The sequence below is a fragment of the Actinomadura spongiicola genome (assembly GCF_003432485.1).
Taxonomy (GTDB): domain Bacteria; phylum Actinomycetota; class Actinomycetes; order Streptosporangiales; family Streptosporangiaceae; genus Spirillospora; species Spirillospora spongiicola.
Map to the genome: position 1 here is coordinate 57,821 of NZ_QVNQ01000016.1, position 16,944 is coordinate 74,764.

Sequence of the window (16,944 nt, forward strand, 5' to 3'; positions counted from 1 at the left end):
GGTCAGGCCTCCTGGCTCGTGCCGGCGGTGGCGGCGGACGACCTCTGCGTCGCGCGGTGCAGCTTGCGCGGATCGAGGCCGGAGAGCGGATGGCCGCGGCCGTAGAAGTTCGTCCGCGACAGCAGCGCGACCAGCGGCTTGGTGAAGAAGAACACGACGACGATGTCGATGAGCGTCGTCAGCCCCATCGCGAACGCGAACCCGGCGACGCCGCCGACCGCGAGGAAGTACAGCACGAGCGCGGCGAGGAAGGTCACGGCGTCGGCGACCAGGATGGTGCGCCGCGCCCGCTTCCAGGCGCTCTCCACCGACGGCCGCAGCCTGCGCCCGGCCCTCAGCTCGTCCCGCAGCCGTTCGAAGTAGACGATGAACGAGTCGGCGGTGATGCCGATGGACACGATGAGGCCGATGATGTGGGGCAGGGAGAGCCGGAAGCCCATCCCCTCACCGAGGATCACGACCGAGACGTAGGTGATGGCCGAGGCCACGATCAGGCTGGCGACCGCGACCAGGCCGAGGCCCCGGTAGTAGAACATGCAGTAGAGGACGACGAGGCCGAGGCCGATCGCTCCGGCGATGAGGCCGCCGGTCAGCTGGTCGGACCCGAGCGTGGACGACACCTCGTCGATGGAGCTCTGCGTGAACTCCAGCGGCAGCGCCCCGTACTTGAGGACGTTGGCGAGGTCGGTGGCGTACCGCTGGTCGAAGCTGTCGGGCGGGCCGTCGATGCTGGCGGTGCCGCCGGTGATCGCACCCTCGCGGATGCTGGGCGCCGAGACGACCCTGCCGTCCAAGACGATCGCGACCTGCGCCCGCGGGGACGACGGGTCCTGCTGGTAGGCCCCGTACGCGTCGGTGGTGACCTCGCCGAACTGGCGGGCGCCCTTGCCGTCGAAGTCCAGCGCCACCGACCAGCTGGCCTGACCCTGCTGGGCGTCCGGCGGCATCGCGTTGGCCTCGTCGACGTTCTCGCCGAGCACCCGGACGGGGCCGAGGATGTACTTGGCGACCTGGTCGGACTCCTCGTCCTGGTCGCAGGCGGCGACGAACTTGCGGTTCGGGTCGTTGGAGCCGGGCGCGCGCCGGTCGCCCCGGTAGCAGTTGAGGGCCTCGAACTGCTTGATGACCGCCGGGTCGGTCACCCCGGCGTAGTCCTGCGCGGGGGGCACGGGCGCGCCGGACGGCGGCACCAGCGGCGACGACGGCGAGGCCGGCGCGGACGGGCTCGGCGCCCCGGACGGTGTCGGGGTCGGCGCCGTGAGCGCCCCCGACAGCGCCCTGCCACGCGCCGTGGCCGACGGCGACGGCTTGGCGCTCGTGGACGGCGATACCGAGGGCGAGGGGCTCTTGTCGCCCTTCTTCGGCTTGCCGGACGGGCTCGCCGACGGGGCCGGCGCCGGGCCGGTCGACGGCTTGCCGTCGGCGATCGCGAACACCTGGCGGAACTGCAACTTCGCCGTCGTGCCGATCAGGCTGACGACGCGGCTCTGCCCCTCGCCGGGGACGTTCACCACGATGTTGTTGCTGCCCTGCTTGGTGACCTCCGCGTCCGACACGCCCAGGCCGTTGACCCGCCGGGTCATGATCTTGACGGCCTGGTCCATCTGTTCGGTCGGCGGGTTCTTGCCGCTCGTCGTCTTGGCGGTGAGCGTCACGGTCGTCCCGCCGGCGAGGTCGAGCCCCAGCTTCGGCGTGGTCTGGCCCTGCCAGACCGCTACGCCGGCGAGGACCAGCAGGGTTGCGAAGAGCGCGAGAAGCGTGCGCCCGGGCTTGGGAGCGTTACTGGGCGGGGCCACTTGTCGTCGTACTTCCCGTCTTGAGTCGTCACCGGCGGAGGGTCAGGCGGACGGCTTGTCCGCGGCCTTGACCTTCAGCCTCCTCCTGGGCTTGGACTCCGCGGCCTCGTCGTCTTGGCCCGACGCCTCCGCCTTGCCCGTCTCGTCCGTCCGGTCGTCCTTGGCGGCCTCGTCCTCGGCGGCCTCGTCGCCGGTCGCGTCCTCGGTCGCGTCCTTGGCGAGGTCGACGCGGCCCTCGTCGTCGTCCTGGTCGTCGTCGAGTTCCTCAGGCTCGTCGTCCTTGAGGACCTGCATGACGGCCTGACGAAGGAAGTGGACCTCGACGCCGTCGGCGATCTCCAGGACCACACCGTCGTCGTCGACCGCCACGACCGTCGCGCGCATACCGCTGGTCGTCACCACCCGAGCGCCGGGCTCGATGGCGTTCTGCATCTCCAACTGCTGCTTGCGGCGCTTGCTCTGCGGACGGATCAGCAGGAGGTAGAAGACCAGGGGAACGGCGAGGAGCAGAAGCAGGTTGAAAGCCCCGCTCCCGCCCGACTCCGCCGCGAGAATAACTTCGCTGCCCATTACCGGGGCATCCTTCCGATGTCGTTTGCCCAGCCTGTGACCGGACCGGTCACGTTCACGGGACCGCCGGCTGGAGACGGTGAACCAAGTCCCGGAGTCTAGAGAGTACGCGAGACCCCGGCAACGACGCGACGACCGGCGACGCCGGGAAGTTCCCAACCCGTTACCCGAATGATCACTGTTCGGTGGGATCGGCCTTCTCGCCCGGGTCGTCGCCCAGGTCGAACAGCGTCCCGGTCAGCGGCGCGGTCGGCGGCGGGGTCAGCCCGAGATGCGCCCACGCGGCGCCCGTGGCGACCCGGCCCCGCGGCGTCCTGGCCAGCAGGCCCTGCCGGACGAGGAACGGTTCCGCGACGACCTCCACGGTCTCCGGTTCCTCCCCGACCGACACCGCCAGCGTCGACAGGCCGACCGGCCCACCGCCGAACTTGCGCAGCAGCGAGCCGAGGACGGCCCGGTCGAGCCGGTCGAGGCCCCGTTCGTCCACCTCGTACAACGCGAGTGCCGTCCGAGCCGATTCCCTGTCGACCTTCCCGTCGCCGCGGACCTCGGCGTAGTCGCGGACGCGGCGCAGCAGCCGGTTGGCGATGCGGGGCGTGCCCCGGGAACGTCCGGCGACCTCGGCGGCGCCGTCGTCGGTGATCTCCACGTCGAGCAGCCGCGCCGACCGGCGGACGATGACCTCCAGTTCGGCGGGCTCGTAGAAGTCCATGTGCGCGACGAACCCGAACCGGTCGCGCAGCGGCCCCGGCAGCATCCCCGCCCGGGTCGTGGCGCCCACCAGCGTGAACGGCGCGATGTCGAGCGGGATCGCGGTGGCGCCCGGGCCCTTGCCGACGACGACGTCGACGCGGAAGTCCTCCATCGCCATGTAGAGCATCTCCTCGGCGGGCCGCGCCAGCCGGTGGATCTCGTCCAGGAACAGCACCTCGCCCTCGGCGAGGGTCGACAGCACAGCCGCGAGGTCCCCGGCCCGCTCGATGGCGGGTCCGGACGAGATCCGCAGCGGCTGCCCGAGCTCCGCCGCGATGATCATGGCGAGGGTGGTCTTGCCGAGGCCGGGCCCGCCCGACAGCAGCACGTGGTCGGGCGTCCGGCCGCGCCGCAGCGCGCCGTGCAGCACGAGCGAGAGCTGCTCGCGGACGCGTTCCTGCCCGATGAAGTCGTCGAGCCGCTTAGGCCGCAGCGCGGCCTCGATCACCTGTTCCTCGGGCCCGTCCGCGTCCGCCGACACCAGCCGCTCCGGGTCGCCCGCGGCGCTCATTTGCTCAGCTTCTTCAGCGCCGACCGCAGCAGCGACGCGACCGGCGGCGTCTCACCACCGTCGAGATCGGCGGCGACGGCGTCCACGGCGGCGTCGGCGTCCTTGGCGGACCAGCCGAGGTTGATCAGGCCCATCTGGACCTGTTCGCGCCACGGTTCGGCGCGGGTGGACGTCCGGACGTCGGCCGCGCCGTCCCCGACCGGGCCGCCGAGGCGGTCCCGCAGTTCCAGGACGATCCGCTGGGCGCCCTTCTTGCCGATGCCGGGGACCTTGGTGAGCGCGGTGACGTCCTCGGTGGCCATCGCGTGGCGCAGCGCGTTGGGGGTGTGCACGGCGAGCATCGCCAGCGCGAGGCGCGGCCCGACGCCGCTCGCGGTCTGCAGCAGTTCGAAAACGGCGCGCTCGTCGTCGTCGGCGAAACCGAACAGGGTGAGGGAGTCCTCGCGGACGACCAGGGAGGTCGGGACCGTCGCCTGCTCCCCGACCCGCAGCCCGGCGAGCGTGGCGGGCGTGCACTGCACCGACAGCCCGACGCCGTGCACGTCGATCACCGCCCCGTCGGGCCCGGCGGCGGCCACCCGGCCGCTGACGAAGGCGATCATTCGCTGCTTCCTCCTCTGCTCCGGGCGGCGAGCCGCTCCCGCTCGGCCCGCGCCGCCTCCTCGATCCGCGACCGCCGGGCGTGGGCGAGGCGATGCTGGGCGCCGCCGCGCCACACGTGGCAGATGGCGAGCGCGAGCGCGTCCGCGGCGTCGGCGGGCTTCGGCGCTGTGTCGAGGGACAGCAGCCGCGTCACCATCCTGGTGATCTGCGCCTTGTCGGCACGGCCGTTCCCGGTCACGGCGGCCTTGGCCTCGCTCGGGGTGTACAGCGCGACGGGCAGCCCGCGCCGGGCCGCCGCGAGGATCGCGATCCCGGCCGCCTGCGCGGTGCCCATCACGGTGCGGACGTTGTGCTGGGAGAACACCCGCTCGACGGCGACGGCATCGGGGCGCAGCTCGTCGACGAGCGCCTCGATGCCCGACTCGATGCCCAGCAGGCGCAGGGGGTGGTCCTCGTCGGGCGCGGTCCGCACGACGGACACGTGCACCAGATGGAGCCGTTTGCCCGGGGCGCCCTCGACGACGCCCACCCCGCACCGGGTGAGCCCGGGGTCCACCCCCATCACCCGCACGGCCGCTCCTTCGATCATCTGTTCGGCCGACACGCTACCAACTCGGCGCGCGCCTGTTCACGCGCGCCGTCCAAGTGAGCCGGGCGTGTCGCCGGAGGACCCGCGGGGTCGGTCGAGGGCGGCTCAGTCGAGGGTGGCGAGGACCTCGTCGCTCACGTCGAAGTTGGCGTAGACGTCCTGGACGTCGTCGGAGTCCTCCAGGGCGTCGAGGAGCCGGAAGACCTTCTTGGCGTTGTCCTCGTCGAGAGGGACGGTGACGCTCGGCAGGAACTTGCTCTCGGCCGAGTCGTAGTCGATCCCGGCCTCGACCAGGGCGGAGCGGACCGCGACCAGGTCGCCGGCCTCGCTGACGACCTCGAAGTTGTCCCCGTCGAGGTCGTTGACCTCCTCGGCGCCGGCGTCCAGGACGGCCATCATCACCTCGTCCTCGGTGGTGCCGGACTTGGGGACGATCACGACGCCCTTGCGGTTGAACATGTAGGACACCGAGCCCGGGTCGGCGAGGGATCCGCCGTTGCGGGTGAGGGCGACGCGGACCTCGGAGGCGGCCCGGTTGCGGTTGTCGGTCAGACACTCGATGAGGACGGCGACGCCGCCGGGCGCGTACCCCTCGTAGGTGATGGTCTGCCAGTCGGCGCCCCCCGCCTCCTCACCGGCGCCGCGCTTGCGCGCTCGCTCGATGTTGTCGTTGGGGACGGAGTTCTTCTTCGCCTTGTAGATGGCGTCGTAGAGGGTCGGGTTGGCGTCGGGATCCCCGCCGCCGGTGCGGGCCGCGACCTCGATGTTCTTGATCAGCTTGGCGAAGAGCTTGCCGCGCTTGGCGTCGAGTGCCGCCTTCTTGTGCTTGGTCGTCGCCCATTTGGAATGGCCGGACATGCTGTCATTCCTCCTCTGTCGTCCGGCGCACCAGATCGGCGAAGTAGTGGTGCACGCGGAAGTCGCCTGTCAACTCCGGATGGAACGCGGTCGCCATCAGGCGCCCTTGGCGGACGGCGACGATCCTACCGGCGTTCGGGCCGCCCTCGGCCCGTCCGAGGACCTCGACGGCGTCCCCGACGGACTCCACCCAGGGGGCGCGGATGAAAACCGCGTGGTACGGCGTGTCGCCCATACCGACCAGCGGAACGTCGGACTCGAACGAGTCGACCTGCCTGCCGAAGGCGTTGCGGCGCACGGTCATGTCGATGCCCCCGACCGTCTCCTGGCCCGCGACGCCGTCCCGGATCCGGTCCGCCAGCATGATCATGCCGGCGCAGGAGCCGTAGGCGGGCATCCCGGCCTCGATCCGCTTGCGCAGCGGTTCCAGCATGTCGAACGAGCGCGCCAGCCGCCACATGGTGGTGGACTCCCCGCCGGGCAGGACGAGCCCGTCGACCCGTTCCAGTTCGTCGGGACGGCGCACGCGCACCGCGCGTGCCCCGGCCGTCTCCAGCGCGTGCGCGTGCTCGCGCACGTCGCCCTGGAGAGCGAGGACACCGATCGTCGGCACAGCTGTCACGGAGAACCTTCCGGGAGGCGCGTGGGGATCATCCAACCCTAGACGTTCCGTACAACGTCCTCCCAATCGGTGGATCTTCCCGCGCCGGCGCGCGCCGGCCGCCGCGTCAAACGTGCTTGAAGCGCCGCAGCGGCAGTTCGAGTGGTAGGAACCCGTCCTCGCCGCGGTCGGCGATGCCACGGCCGAACATGTGGGCCTCGGCGAGCGCGAGCCCGAACTCCTCCTGGTCGAACGGCAGCGGGACGTCCGGGACGCCCTCGTCGATCGGCCGCCAGAACGGCCGTTCGGCGGGCAGGCGTTCACCCTGGTCGACGACGACGCCGTCCTCGGCCGTGACGAACACGTCGCGGAGCAGCTCGCCCGACTCGTACCAGCGGAACCAGCAGCCGCGGATGACGGTGTGCAGGACGAGCACGCCGCAGTGGGAGCCGGGCAGCGCGGCGGCGGCGGTGTCGGCGATCCGGCGGGCGTCGTCGTCGAGGTAGAACAGCCGCCGGTCGCACAGCAGCAGAGCCCGCTCGAACGCGCCGACGAACAGCTCGTCCTCGTAGGGCCACAGCGCGAAGTCCAGGACGGTGTCGCCGGTCTCGGTGAGGGTGTCCGCCGGGTAGAGGCGGCGGGCGATCGCCGCCGCCTCGTCCGGGTCGGGTACGAGACCCGGGCGGAACACCTCGGTGGACTCGCCCACCCTCGCGCACGCCAGCGCGACCGACCAAGCCATGCTCTCCCCTCCCACGGCCGGGCGCCGCCCCGGACGCCTCGTTCCGGGGAACGCCCCCAGCCCCCGACAAGGCCCCGGTCACCGGCCGCGCCGTCAGCGTAAACCCTGTCAGGGCGTGCTGTGGAGAGCGGGGTACCCGATCGGCTACCAGCCCCGTCCGGCGAACTTCTGGTCCTCGCCGAGCGAGGCGGCGTTGATGCCGACCATGGCCTCGCCGAGACCGCGGGACACCTTGGCGATGACGCCGGGGTCGTCGTGGAAGGTGGTGGCCTTCACGATGGCCTCCGCGCGCTGCGCCGGGTTGCCGGACTTGAAGATCCCGGAGCCGACGAAGACGCCCTCGGCGCCGAGCTGCATCATCATGGCCGCGTCGGCGGGGGTGGCGATGCCGCCCGCGGTGAACAGGACGACGGGCAGCTTCCCGGCCTCGGCGACCTCCCTGACCAGCTCGTAGGGGGCCTGGAGCTCCTTGGCGGCGACGTACAGCTCGTCCTCGGGGAGGGACTGGAGCCGCCGGATCTCCTGGCGGATCCGGCGCATGTGGGTGGTGGCGTTGGAGACGTCGCCGGTGCCGGCCTCGCCCTTGGAGCGGATCATCGCCGCGCCCTCGGTGATGCGGCGCAGCGCCTCGCCGAGGCTGGTGGCGCCGCAGACGAACGGGACGGTGAACGCCCACTTGTCGATGTGGTGCTCGTAGTCGGCGGGGGTGAGCACCTCGGACTCGTCGATGTAGTCGACGCCGAGCGCCTGGAGCACCTGCGCCTCGACGAAGTGGCCGATGCGGGCCTTGGCCATGACCGGGATGGACACCGCGTTGATGATCCCGTCGATCATGTCGGGATCGCTCATCCGGGAGATGCCGCCCTCGGCGCGGATGTCGGCGGGCACCCGCTCCAGGGCCATGACGGCGACCGCGCCCGCGTCTTCGGCGATCTTCGCCTGTTCGGGCGTGACGACGTCCATGATCACGCCGCCCTTGAGCATCTCCGCCATACCGCGCTTGACGCGGGCGGTCCCCGTCTCCGGCGCCGTCTCCGGCGTGGTGGTCTCGGGGGCGGAACTGGAAGTGGACACGGGCATACCTCACGAGAACGGGCGATAAGTCGCCTTCCATGGTATTCCCTGCTCGTATGAGCGTTCGACCCGGCACAGTGTCAACGACCCGGGCTCGGTGCCTTACGGGATGTAGGGCTTGCCGTCGTTGACGATGACCACCCAGACCTGCCCCGGCGCGAAGGTCATCGGCTCGCCGGACGCGGTGGTGAAGGTGGTGCCCCGGTCCTCGGACGGCCGCGCCCACCTGGCCTTGTACGCCTTCCCATCGCGCAGGACGAGGGCCCGTCCGGTTCCGGTGGTGTGGATCAGCGGGGTGTAGCTGCCGAGGAAGTCGTGGAACTTCGACCGGGTCGTCCTGGCGTACTGGACGACGATCGTCCGGCCGCCCAGCACCCCGCCCTCGGCGGCGTGGTCGGGGCGCCCGCCCCAGCTGGCGAGCCAGCGCCGTTGCTTGGCCGACCAGGTGAACCCCATCCGCGCGGCCGGCCACCTGGCGGTGAAGGACTTGATCGGCCTGCCGCCCGCGGGCGCGGGGCCGAAGCGGAACCCGATGTCACGCGGCCCCTGCGCGTTCGGCGCCTGCTTCAGCAGTGCCCTCGGGTCGGCGTAGAGGTTGTACGGCATCGGCTTGGCGCTGGACCTGAAGTAGGCGGCGCCCGTCTTCTCGTGGGAGACGTCGTACACCGGCGCCGCGCGGACGTGCTTCTTCATCTTGCTCTGGACGCCGGAGAACGCGAAGGCGGGGCGGCCGAACTGCGGCAGGATGTGCAGGTCGGAGATCCGGGCGCTGCGGACGGGCCCGACACGCTTCGGCAACCGCGACGAGTACACCGTCATCAGCCGGGTCTCGCCGCCCTCGACCTGCTCGACGTACACGATGTCGGCGGCCGCCACCCCGCTCTGCGGCAGCGCGGGGCTCGTGTTCTCGATCTTGACGGCGAGAACGGGGTTGGTGAGGCCCTTCGTCCCGCCGGTGAACGGATGCGTCGCGGGCGTGGGCGCGGGCGTCGCGGACTCCACCGGCCCGCCGGTACCGGTCGGCGGGGGCGCCGACGCGGGGCCGCCGGAGTCCGAGCAGGCGGGCAGCGCGGCGGCGCCGAGGACGAGGACGCCGAGCCACGCACCCGCCCTCCGCCGGACGATGGTTCCCCACAGGCCCCTTTCGGCCCATTCGGATCGCACGTTTTGCCCCTCCCTTGACCGGTCTGCCAGAGGGTAGCGAACACCGGCGAACGCGCCCGCCCGGGATCTGAGCGGGTCGCGACGCGGTCGGTGCCACCGCGCCCCGCTCAGATCCCGGGCGGGTCGTCGTCGATCTCGAAGAAGTCGGGAAGGGGCGCGCGGCCCGCGAGCGGCAGGATCCGGATGAGGGGTTTGCGGCGGGCGATCCTCGCCTGGGCGACGGCGTCGTTGTAGAAGCGGCGGGCGTAGGCGACCTTGGCCGCGGACGAGGACAGCTCGTCCAGCATCGCCGCGCCCTCCCCGGCGCCGTCCGCGGTGAGCGTGCCGACGAACTCGGGCTGGTCGACGACGGCCCGCAGCGCCCGCGACAGGTCGCTCTCGGCGAACTCCCGGTTGTCGGCGTCGGCGGTGCGGGCCTCGTGCGCCGCGGTGGCCAGGACCAGGCTCGCGGCCGGGTCCAGGAGCCGCGAGGCGGCCAGCTCCAGCGCGGCGGCGGCCCGCCTGACCAGGGCCGCGTCCAGCGCCGCCCGCGCCGTCTCGACGCGCACGTGCAGCCGGTCGAGCCGGGTCGCGCGCCACGACACGTACACGGCCACCAGGAACACGACGGCGACCCAGAACAGGACGTCGATGATCCAGTCGTACATCGCGACCCGCCCCCTACGCGCCGAGTCCCGACTCGACGACGCCCGCGCCGCCGAGCGTGACCGTCTCGTACACCCTCAGCACGTCGCGGGCCACCGCCGACCAGTCGTAGGCGCGGACGGCGGCGCGGGCCTCCGCCGACAGCTGCTTGCGGCGCGCCGGGTCGTCGAGCAGCTCCCCGGCCGCCGCCGCGAGGGCCTCGTGGTCGCCCGCCGGGAACAGCGCCCCGGCGCGCCCGCCGCGCAGCACCCGCTCGAACGCCTCGATGTCGCTGGCCAGGATGGGGGCGCCCGCCGACATCGCCTCGGCGAGGACGATGCCGAAGCTCTCGCCGCCGAGGTTCGGCGCGACGAACACGTCCACCGAATGGTAGGCGCGGACCTTGTCCTCCTCGCTGACGAGGCCGAGGACGACGACCCGGTCGCGCAGCTCCGGGGAGACGCGGGCCGTCACGTCGTCGGCGTCGCCCGGTCCGGCGATCAGCAGCCGCAGTCCGGGCCGGCGCCGCCCGAGGATCTCGAACGCGCGCAGCAGCACGTCCAGGCCCTTGCGCGGCTCGTCCATCCGGCCGAGGAACCCGAGGGCGCCGCCGTCGCCGCGCGGCACGGACGGGTCCGCCTCGGCCGAGGCGGCGCGTCCGGGCCAGCCCGGCAGCGGCTCGGCCATCGCGTACCGTTCGGTCGCGACGCCGTTCGGGATCAGCACGGCGTCGCCGCCGAGATGCTCGACGAGGCTGGTGCGGGCGGCCTCGGACACCGCGATCCGCCCAGTGATCTTCTCCAGCGCACTGCTCAGCACCGGCGACATGACCGACAGCGCCCGCGATCTCACATACGACGCGTGGAAGGTGCCGACGATCGGGCCGTCCGCGGCCCAGCAGGCGAGCAGGCCCAGCGACGGCGCCGCCGGCTCGTGGACGTGCAGGACGTCGAAGCCGCCCTCGCGGATCCAGCGCCGGACGCGGCCCGCCGACCGGAACCCGAACGCCAGCCGGGCCACCGAGCCGTTGTAGGGCACGGGCACGGCGCGGCCCGCCGACACCACGTACGGCGGCAGCCGCGCGTCGTCGTCGGCGGGCGTCATGACCGACACGTCGTGGCCGTGCGCGATCAGCGCCTCGGCGAGGTCGCCGATGTGCTGCTGGACGCCGCCCGGCACGTTCCACGTGTACGGGCAGACGATGCCGATCTTCATGCGGCCGATCTTCATGAGCCGACTCTCACCGGCCACCCTCTGACAGGTCGTCCACCCAGACCTTCTGCAGCATGTGCCAGTCCTCGGGGTGGGCGGCGATGCCCCGCTCGAAGATTCGCGCGAGCTCCTGCGTCATGGCCTGGATCTTCTCCTGTCTGCGGCCCTCCTCCGGCACGGGGATCTCCTCGTGGACGCGCGCCGCCCAGTACTCGCCCTCATACCAGAGTGTCACGGGAATGAGGGCGGCGCCGGTCTGGAGCGCGAGCGCCGCCGAGACGGCGGGCATCCGGGCGGTGGCGCCGAAGAACTCCACGTCGATCCCGCTTTCGGTGAGGTCGCGGTCGACGACGAGGCACACGGGCCTGCCGGCGCGGAGACGCTGGGCCATGCGCCCGTACGCGGACGCGCCCCGGTGCGCGAGGACCTCCATCCCGAGGCCCTCCCGGAACTTGACGAACCGGTCGAACAGCGACTCGGGCCTGAGCCGTTCCGCGACCGTGGTGAACGGGTACCCGCAGTGCACGAGCCACGCGCCGGCGTGCTCGTAGTTGCCCATGTGCGGCAGCGCGAGGATGACGCCGCGCCCCGCGTCGAGATTGGTGAAGATCTTCTTCTCGCCGGTGACCCTCATCCGGCCGAGGATCCGCGCCCGGTCGTACTCGGGCAGCCGGAAGACCTCCAGCCAGTAGCGGAAGTAGGAGCGCAGCACCCGCTTGCTGAGCACCCGGACCTCGTCGTCGACGGCGTCCTTGCCGACGACGCGGCACAGGTTCCTCTCCAACTGCCGCACGCCCGCGCCGTGCCGGTGCCAGGTGTGGTCGGCGAGGGCGGTGAACGCGACCCGGGCCGCGCGCTCGGGCGACTTCCGGACGATCGTCCAGCCGACCGTGAACGCGGCGTCCATCACCTCGTCCCGCAGGTCCGCGGCACGCGACCGCGGACGGCTCGCGTTCATGCGCGCGGCTCCGGCGCGGGATCCCTCGGCCGGGCGGCGGCCCTGTCCTGCGCGTAGACGGTGGCGAACCGCTGCCCGATCGTGACCGTGCTCAGCCCGGCGAGCGCCCACAGCGCGACCGCGAGGATGTAGGGAACCCCGAGCCCGTCGAGCCCGGCGGCGACGAGGGCGACGATGAGGCGTTCCGCGCGCTCGGCTATGCCCACGTTGCAGGTGTACCCGAGTCCCTCGGCGCGTGCCTTGGCGTACGACACCACGACCCCGGCGACCATGCAGTACAGCGCGACCCCGGCGAGGGGCTCCTGCCCGTCCCGGTACAGGCCGATCATCAGCCCGGAGAAGATCGCGGCGTCGGCGACCCGGTCCATCGTGGAGTCCAGGAACGCTCCGAACTTGGAGATCTTGCCGGTGACGCGGGCGACGGCGCCGTCGAGCATGTCGAACAGCACGAACGCGGTGATGACCATCGTGCCCCAGAAGAACTCGCCGCGCGAGAACAGCACGAGCGCGCCCGCGGCGACACCGAGCGTGCCGACGACGGTGATGGCGTTGGGCGAGAGCCTCGTCCGCGCGACCACGGTGCCGACGGGTTTGAGGACGCGTTCCAGCGCGGGCCTGATGTTGTTGAGCATCGCCGTCCGTTCTCGTGTTCTCGGGGCGCCCAATCGTAGTCCGACCGGCGGGTTCCGGTGGCGCGACCGAACTCCCGTCCGGACACGGGACCATCACGGCGGCCGGGATTGCGGACCGGTTCGCGGCCGGGTTTGCGACCGCACGCCAGGGACAGATCACGGTTGTTTGCCCTTCACCCCTTGTGGTCCCGCGCGCCACGGGAAAAGGTGGTGGTACGGGTGTGACGTCGGTCACCCGTTTGGACGAGGTCGGACGCCGCACTCGGACGTCAGGGCCTGACCCCGCGCGGGGGCCGGGCCCCCAACCGCACGCGGGCCTGCACGCGGGAGACACGCGCGGAGACCCGTCCGAGGAGGTAGGCATGGCGGACAAGGGAGGCCACTCGGGAGCCCCCGGCAGGGCACCGGAGGCCGGCGGGTGCGACAAGGTGCGCAATGTCGCGCTGGTCGGCCATTCCGGGGCCGGAAAGACGACGCTCGTGGAGGCGCTGCTGGCCGCCGCGGGCACGGTGCAACGGGCGGGAAAGGTCGAGGACGGCACCACGGTCAGCGACTACGACGACGTCGAGGTACGCCAGCAGCGCTCGGTGAACCTCACGCTCGCGCCGTTCAGCCACGGCGACATCAAGGTCAACCTCATCGACACGCCCGGCTACGCCGACTTCGTCGGCGACCTGCGGGCCGGGCTCCGCGCCGCCGACGCGGCACTCTTCGTGATCTCCGCGGTGGACGGCATCGACGGTCTCAGCCGGATGCTGTGGGAGGAGTGCGCCGCGGTCGGGATGCCCCGCGCGGTCGTCATCACCAAGGTCGACCAGCAGCGCGGCGACTTCGACGACGTGGTGATGTCCTGCCAGGACGTCTTCGGGGAGGGCGTCGCGCCGCTGTACTTCCCGGTCGGCGGCGGGGACGGGCTGAAGGGACTGATCGGGCTGCTGACGCAGCGCTGCCTCGACTACTCCTCCGGGCAGCGCACCGAGTGCGACCCCGACCCCCAGTACCTGGACCAGATCGCGGAGCAGCGCGCCACCCTGATCGAGGGGATCATCCAGGAGAGCGAGGACGAGTCCCTCATGGACAGGTACCTGTCCGGTGAGGACATCGACGTCAAGGCGCTCATCGAGGACCTGGAGACCGCGGTGGCGCGCGGCAGCTTCTACCCCGTCCTCGCGACCTCCGTCCCCCACGGCGACCATCCCGGCCCGGTCGTCGGCATGCGGGAGCTGCTGGAGGTCATCACCCAGGCGTTCCCGTCCCCGCTCGAACACGGCATTCCCTCCGTGACCCCGGTGAAGGGCGGACCGCCGCGGGAGGTCGCCTGCGACCCGGACGGCCCGCTGATCGCCGAGGTGATCAAGACGACGTCCGACCCGTACGTCGGGCGGATCTCGCTGGTGCGGGTGTTCTCCGGGACGCTGCGCCCGGACATGACCGTGCACGTCTCCGGGCACGGCATGGAGGACCGCGGCCACGAGGACCACGACGTCGACGAGCGGGTCGGCGCGCTCACCTCACCGCTCGGCAAGACGCAGCGCACGGTCTCGTCCTGCGTCGCGGGCGACATCTGCGCCGTCGCGAAGCTCACCCGCGCCGAGTCGGGCGACACGCTGTCCGATCCCGGCGCCCCTATGATCATGGCGCCCTGGTCGATGCCCGACCCGCTGCTGCCAGTGGCGATCCGGGCCAGGTCCAAGGCGGACGAGGACAAGCTCAGCCAGGCCCTCGGCCGGCTCGTCGCCGAGGACCCCACGCTCCGGCTGGAGAACAACTCCGAGACGCGGCAGCTCGTGCTGTGGTGCATGGGCGAGGCCCACGCCGACGTCCTGATCGACCGGCTGCGGTCCCGCTACGGCGTCGAGGTGGAGCGGGTCGACCTGCGCGTTCCGCTGCGGGAGACGTTCGGCGGGGCCGCCAAGGGCCTCGGACGGCACGTCAAGCAGAGCGGCGGGCACGGCCAGTACGGCATCTGCCACATCGACGTCGAGCCGCTGCCGTCCGGTGAGGGCTTCGAGTTCGTCGACAAGATCGTCGGCGGGGTGATCCCCCGGCAGTTCATCCCGTCGGTCGAGAAGGGCGTGCGGCAGCAGATGGCCCGCGGCGTGTCCGCCGGGTACCCGCTGGTCGACATCAAGGTCACCCTGCACGACGGGAAGGCCCACTCGGTCGACTCGTCCGACATGGCGTTCCAGGCCGCCGGGGCGCTCGCGCTCAAGGACGCGGCGGGCCAGGTGCCGATCCTGCTGCTGGAGCCCGTCGACGAGGTGGACGTGCTCGTCGCCGACGAGTACGTCGGCCCGATCATGTCCGACCTGTCGTCGCGGCGCGGCCGGGTCCTCGGCTCCCAGGCGGTGCCCGGCGGCCGCACCATGATCAAGGCGGAGGTGCCGCAGCTGGAGATCGTGCGGTACGCGATCGACCTGCGGTCGATGTCGCAGGGCACCGGCACGTTCAGCCGGGCGTTCCTCCGCTACGAGCCGCTCCCGTCGCATCTGGCCGACAAGGTCGCCGCCGAGTCCAGGGAGGGCTGAACTCCACCTCGGGAACTGCTCCGGTACGGGGAGAACCCGTACCGGAGCTCATCCCCCGGGCTGATCATGATTCGGTCCTGAGGCGGAGGCCGCGCCGGGTATGTCCGTGGGAACCTCGTTTCGCCATGAGAAAAACGGGGGACGGGGACGCGGCGGCCGCGCCGACGCGCCGCAAGGTCATCAAGGGGCTGGGGATCGCCGCGAGCGGCCTCGCGCTCGGCGGCGGGATCGCCGCCGCGGCGCCGCGGGAGGACGGCGAGGAACCGGCGATGGCCGTCCCGGACGCCCGACCCTGGAGCCCCTCCCACGGCCATGTGGACGTGACCTGGTCCGTCGACACCTCGCAGAAACTCGTGGCGCTGACGTTCGACGACGGCCCCATGCCGAAGTGGACGCCGATGGTCCACGACATCCTCGACGCCGAACGCGTCAAGGCGACGTTCTTCATGGTGGGCCAGCGGGTGGTCCGCAACGCGCGGCTGGTGCACGGCCGGATGGACCGCCACGAGGCCGGCAACCACACCTGGACGCACGTGGACCTGGCCGCGCTCCCCCACCAGGACGTCTGCCGGCAGGTCCGCCGGGCGCACAACGCCATCGCGACGATCACCGGCAAGGAGCCCCGGCATCTGCGGCCGCCGTTCGGCCGGCTGGGCGGCGCGACCCTCAGCGCCGCCGGGCAGTTCGGCTACGACCTCACCATCTGGTCGATCAAGATGCTGGAGAAGACGTACCAGCACGATCCGCCGCAGCTCGTCGACTACATCGTCAACAACACCCGGCCGGGCGCGATCGTCCTCGCCCACGACACCGGCAACGAGGACCGCCTGGTCGCGCTGCGGAACCTGGTCCCGATGATCCGCGGCCTGCGCGCCAGGGGCTTCGAGTTCGTGACGGTCTCCGAGCTGATGATGGCGGCGGGCCCGCCGCCCGCGCCCGTCCAGGCACGCGGGGCCTGACCGCGACCGCCGGCTGCCTGGCCGGTCAGGGGGCGGGCCAGGCGTCGGCGAGCAGCTGGCGGGTGTCGCGCAGGAGCTGCGGCAGGACCTTGGTGTGCCCGACGACCGGCATGAAGTTGGTGTCGCCGCCCCAGCGGGGCACGACGTGCTGGTGCAGGTGCGCCGCGATCCCCGCGCCCGCAACGAGACCGAGGTTCATGCCGACGTTGAAGCCCTGCGCGCCGCTGGCCTTGCGCAGCGCCGTGAGAGACCGTTGGGTGAACACGGCCAGCTCCGTGTACTCCGGCTCGTCCAGGTCGGCGTAGTCGGCGACGTGCCGGTACGGGACGACCATCAGATGCCCGGAGTTGTAGGGGTAGAGGTTCAGCACCGTGTACACCGACTCGCCGCGAGCGACGACGAGGCCCTCCTCGTCGGGCATCTTCGGGATGTCGCAGAACGGGCACCCGTCGTCCGACCCCGCCCCCGTCGGCTTGTTCTCCCCCTTGATGTAGGCCATCCGGTGCGGGGTCCACAGCCGCTGGAAGTTGTCGGGCGCGCCGGCGCCGCCCGTCTCCTCCTCGGAGCGGGGCGTCCGCTCGTTCTCTGCGCTCAAGGCGGCGGTCTCCTTTTGTTCACTGCCTGACCAGCAGCATAGAGAGAAGGGGCCGTGGGGCAGTAGGCGGGATGCCCGCGCACCCCCGTCCGCGCGGGGTCCCGGGACGCGCACGCGTATCCGACTTCGCGTGACGCCCCGCGGATTCCTCCGCCACGATGGTCACCCGACCGAA

General features: G+C 71.9%; 17 protein-coding genes. 2 read left to right on the top strand and 15 right to left on the bottom strand.

Going from position 1 to position 16,944, the window contains the following annotated elements:
• Positions 1-2 precede the first annotated feature (2 nt).
• From secD to pgsA, 14 genes are all read right to left on the bottom strand, one after another.
• Positions 3-1,796: a protein translocase subunit SecD gene (gene secD / locus D0T12_RS33665; RefSeq protein WP_233526450.1), complete on the bottom strand. Its 1,794-nt coding sequence runs from the start codon at positions 1,794-1,796 to the stop codon at positions 3-5.
• 42 nt (positions 1,797-1,838) lie between these two features.
• Complete coding sequence (gene yajC / locus D0T12_RS33670) at positions 1,839-2,366, bottom strand: preprotein translocase subunit YajC (RefSeq protein ID WP_117405002.1); 528 nt, start codon at positions 2,364-2,366, stop codon at positions 1,839-1,841.
• A gap of 175 nt (positions 2,367-2,541) precedes the next feature.
• Positions 2,542-3,630: a Holliday junction branch migration DNA helicase RuvB gene (gene ruvB, locus D0T12_RS33675; protein WP_117405003.1), complete on the bottom strand. Its 1,089-nt coding sequence runs from the start codon at positions 3,628-3,630 to the stop codon at positions 2,542-2,544.
• The gene (gene ruvA / locus D0T12_RS33680; protein ID WP_117405005.1) at positions 3,627-4,232 is read right to left on the bottom strand and encodes a Holliday junction branch migration protein RuvA; all 606 of its coding nucleotides are present in this window, start codon (positions 4,230-4,232) and stop codon (positions 3,627-3,629) included. Before ruvA ends, ruvB begins: the two co-directional genes overlap by 4 nt.
• A complete protein-coding gene (gene ruvC, locus D0T12_RS33685; RefSeq protein ID WP_233526451.1) occupies positions 4,229-4,822 on the bottom strand; it encodes a crossover junction endodeoxyribonuclease RuvC in 594 nt (197 codons plus the stop codon). Before ruvC ends, ruvA begins: the two co-directional genes overlap by 4 nt.
• 105 nt (positions 4,823-4,927) lie before the next feature.
• Complete coding sequence (locus tag D0T12_RS33690; RefSeq protein WP_117405007.1) at positions 4,928-5,680, bottom strand: YebC/PmpR family DNA-binding transcriptional regulator; 753 nt, start codon at positions 5,678-5,680, stop codon at positions 4,928-4,930.
• Positions 5,681-5,684: 4 nt separating this feature from the next.
• Positions 5,685-6,302, bottom strand: a complete 618-nt coding sequence (gene pdxT / locus D0T12_RS33695; protein ID WP_117405008.1) for a pyridoxal 5'-phosphate synthase glutaminase subunit PdxT — start codon at positions 6,300-6,302, stop codon at positions 5,685-5,687.
• A gap of 106 nt (positions 6,303-6,408) precedes the next feature.
• Positions 6,409-7,023 carry a DUF6928 family protein gene (locus tag D0T12_RS33700; protein ID WP_117405011.1) on the bottom strand — a complete coding sequence of 205 codons (615 nt, stop codon included), beginning with the start codon at positions 7,021-7,023 and terminating at the stop codon, positions 6,409-6,411.
• A 144-nt stretch (positions 7,024-7,167) separates the two neighbouring features.
• A complete protein-coding gene (gene pdxS, locus D0T12_RS33705) occupies positions 7,168-8,097 on the bottom strand; it encodes a pyridoxal 5'-phosphate synthase lyase subunit PdxS (protein WP_407642141.1) in 930 nt (309 codons plus the stop codon).
• Positions 8,098-8,199: 102 nt separating this feature from the next.
• Positions 8,200-9,261, bottom strand: coding sequence for a DUF3048 domain-containing protein (locus D0T12_RS33710; protein WP_233526452.1), 1,062 nt, complete (start codon positions 9,259-9,261; stop codon positions 8,200-8,202).
• A 107-nt stretch (positions 9,262-9,368) separates the two neighbouring features.
• The gene (locus D0T12_RS33715; RefSeq protein WP_117405015.1) at positions 9,369-9,908 is read right to left on the bottom strand and encodes a LemA family protein; all 540 of its coding nucleotides are present in this window, start codon (positions 9,906-9,908) and stop codon (positions 9,369-9,371) included.
• A 13-nt stretch (positions 9,909-9,921) separates the two neighbouring features.
• The gene (locus D0T12_RS33720; protein ID WP_117405097.1) at positions 9,922-11,100 is read right to left on the bottom strand and encodes a glycosyltransferase family 4 protein; all 1,179 of its coding nucleotides are present in this window, start codon (positions 11,098-11,100) and stop codon (positions 9,922-9,924) included.
• A 25-nt stretch (positions 11,101-11,125) separates the two neighbouring features.
• On the bottom strand, positions 11,126-12,055 hold the full coding sequence (locus D0T12_RS33725) for a phosphatidylinositol mannoside acyltransferase (protein ID WP_117405017.1): 930 nt from the start codon (positions 12,053-12,055) through the stop codon (positions 11,126-11,128).
• On the bottom strand, positions 12,052-12,687 hold the full coding sequence (gene pgsA, locus D0T12_RS33730) for a phosphatidylinositol phosphate synthase (RefSeq protein WP_117405019.1): 636 nt from the start codon (positions 12,685-12,687) through the stop codon (positions 12,052-12,054). The genes D0T12_RS33725 and pgsA overlap by 4 nt, the downstream gene beginning before the upstream one ends.
• 362 nt (positions 12,688-13,049) lie before the next feature.
• On the opposite strand from pgsA, the gene D0T12_RS33735 reads away from it, so the two are divergent.
• Together D0T12_RS33735 and D0T12_RS33740 are read left to right on the top strand one after the other, a co-directional pair.
• Positions 13,050-15,215 carry an elongation factor G-like protein EF-G2 gene (locus D0T12_RS33735; RefSeq protein ID WP_117405021.1) on the top strand — a complete coding sequence of 722 codons (2,166 nt, stop codon included), beginning with the start codon at positions 13,050-13,052 and terminating at the stop codon, positions 15,213-15,215.
• Between the two features lie 125 nt (positions 15,216-15,340).
• Positions 15,341-16,174 (top strand): polysaccharide deacetylase family protein, encoded by an 834-nt coding sequence (locus D0T12_RS33740; RefSeq protein ID WP_199487859.1) that lies wholly within the window; start codon positions 15,341-15,343, stop codon positions 16,172-16,174.
• A gap of 25 nt (positions 16,175-16,199) precedes the next feature.
• Here D0T12_RS33740 and D0T12_RS33745 read toward each other — a convergent pair whose 3' ends face one another.
• Positions 16,200-16,769: an HIT family protein gene (locus tag D0T12_RS33745; RefSeq protein ID WP_233526453.1), complete on the bottom strand. Its 570-nt coding sequence runs from the start codon at positions 16,767-16,769 to the stop codon at positions 16,200-16,202.
• Between the last annotated feature and the right edge of the window lie 175 nt (positions 16,770-16,944).

Coding starts and splice junctions, on each gene's coding strand:
- D0T12_RS33720 (WP_117405097.1), bottom strand. CDS start 11,100: ATGAAGATCGGCATCGTCTGCCCGTACACGTGGAACGTGCCGGGCGGC.
- D0T12_RS33735 (WP_117405021.1), top strand. CDS start 13,050: ATGGCGGACAAGGGAGGCCACTCGGGAGCCCCCGGCAGGGCACCGGAG.
- ruvA (WP_117405005.1), bottom strand. CDS start 4,232: ATGATCGCCTTCGTCAGCGGCCGGGTGGCCGCCGCCGGGCCCGACGGG.
- ruvC (WP_233526451.1), bottom strand. CDS start 4,822: ATGATCGAAGGAGCGGCCGTGCGGGTGATGGGGGTGGACCCCGGGCTC.
- D0T12_RS33715 (WP_117405015.1), bottom strand. CDS start 9,908: ATGTACGACTGGATCATCGACGTCCTGTTCTGGGTCGCCGTCGTGTTC.
- yajC (WP_117405002.1), bottom strand. CDS start 2,366: ATGGGCAGCGAAGTTATTCTCGCGGCGGAGTCGGGCGGGAGCGGGGCT.
- D0T12_RS33740 (WP_199487859.1), top strand. CDS start 15,341: ATGAGAAAAACGGGGGACGGGGACGCGGCGGCCGCGCCGACGCGCCGC.
- D0T12_RS33690 (WP_117405007.1), bottom strand. CDS start 5,680: ATGTCCGGCCATTCCAAATGGGCGACGACCAAGCACAAGAAGGCGGCA.
- D0T12_RS33700 (WP_117405011.1), bottom strand. CDS start 7,023: ATGGCTTGGTCGGTCGCGCTGGCGTGCGCGAGGGTGGGCGAGTCCACC.
- ruvB (WP_117405003.1), bottom strand. CDS start 3,630: ATGAGCGCCGCGGGCGACCCGGAGCGGCTGGTGTCGGCGGACGCGGAC.
- D0T12_RS33725 (WP_117405017.1), bottom strand. CDS start 12,055: ATGAACGCGAGCCGTCCGCGGTCGCGTGCCGCGGACCTGCGGGACGAG.
- pgsA (WP_117405019.1), bottom strand. CDS start 12,687: ATGCTCAACAACATCAGGCCCGCGCTGGAACGCGTCCTCAAACCCGTC.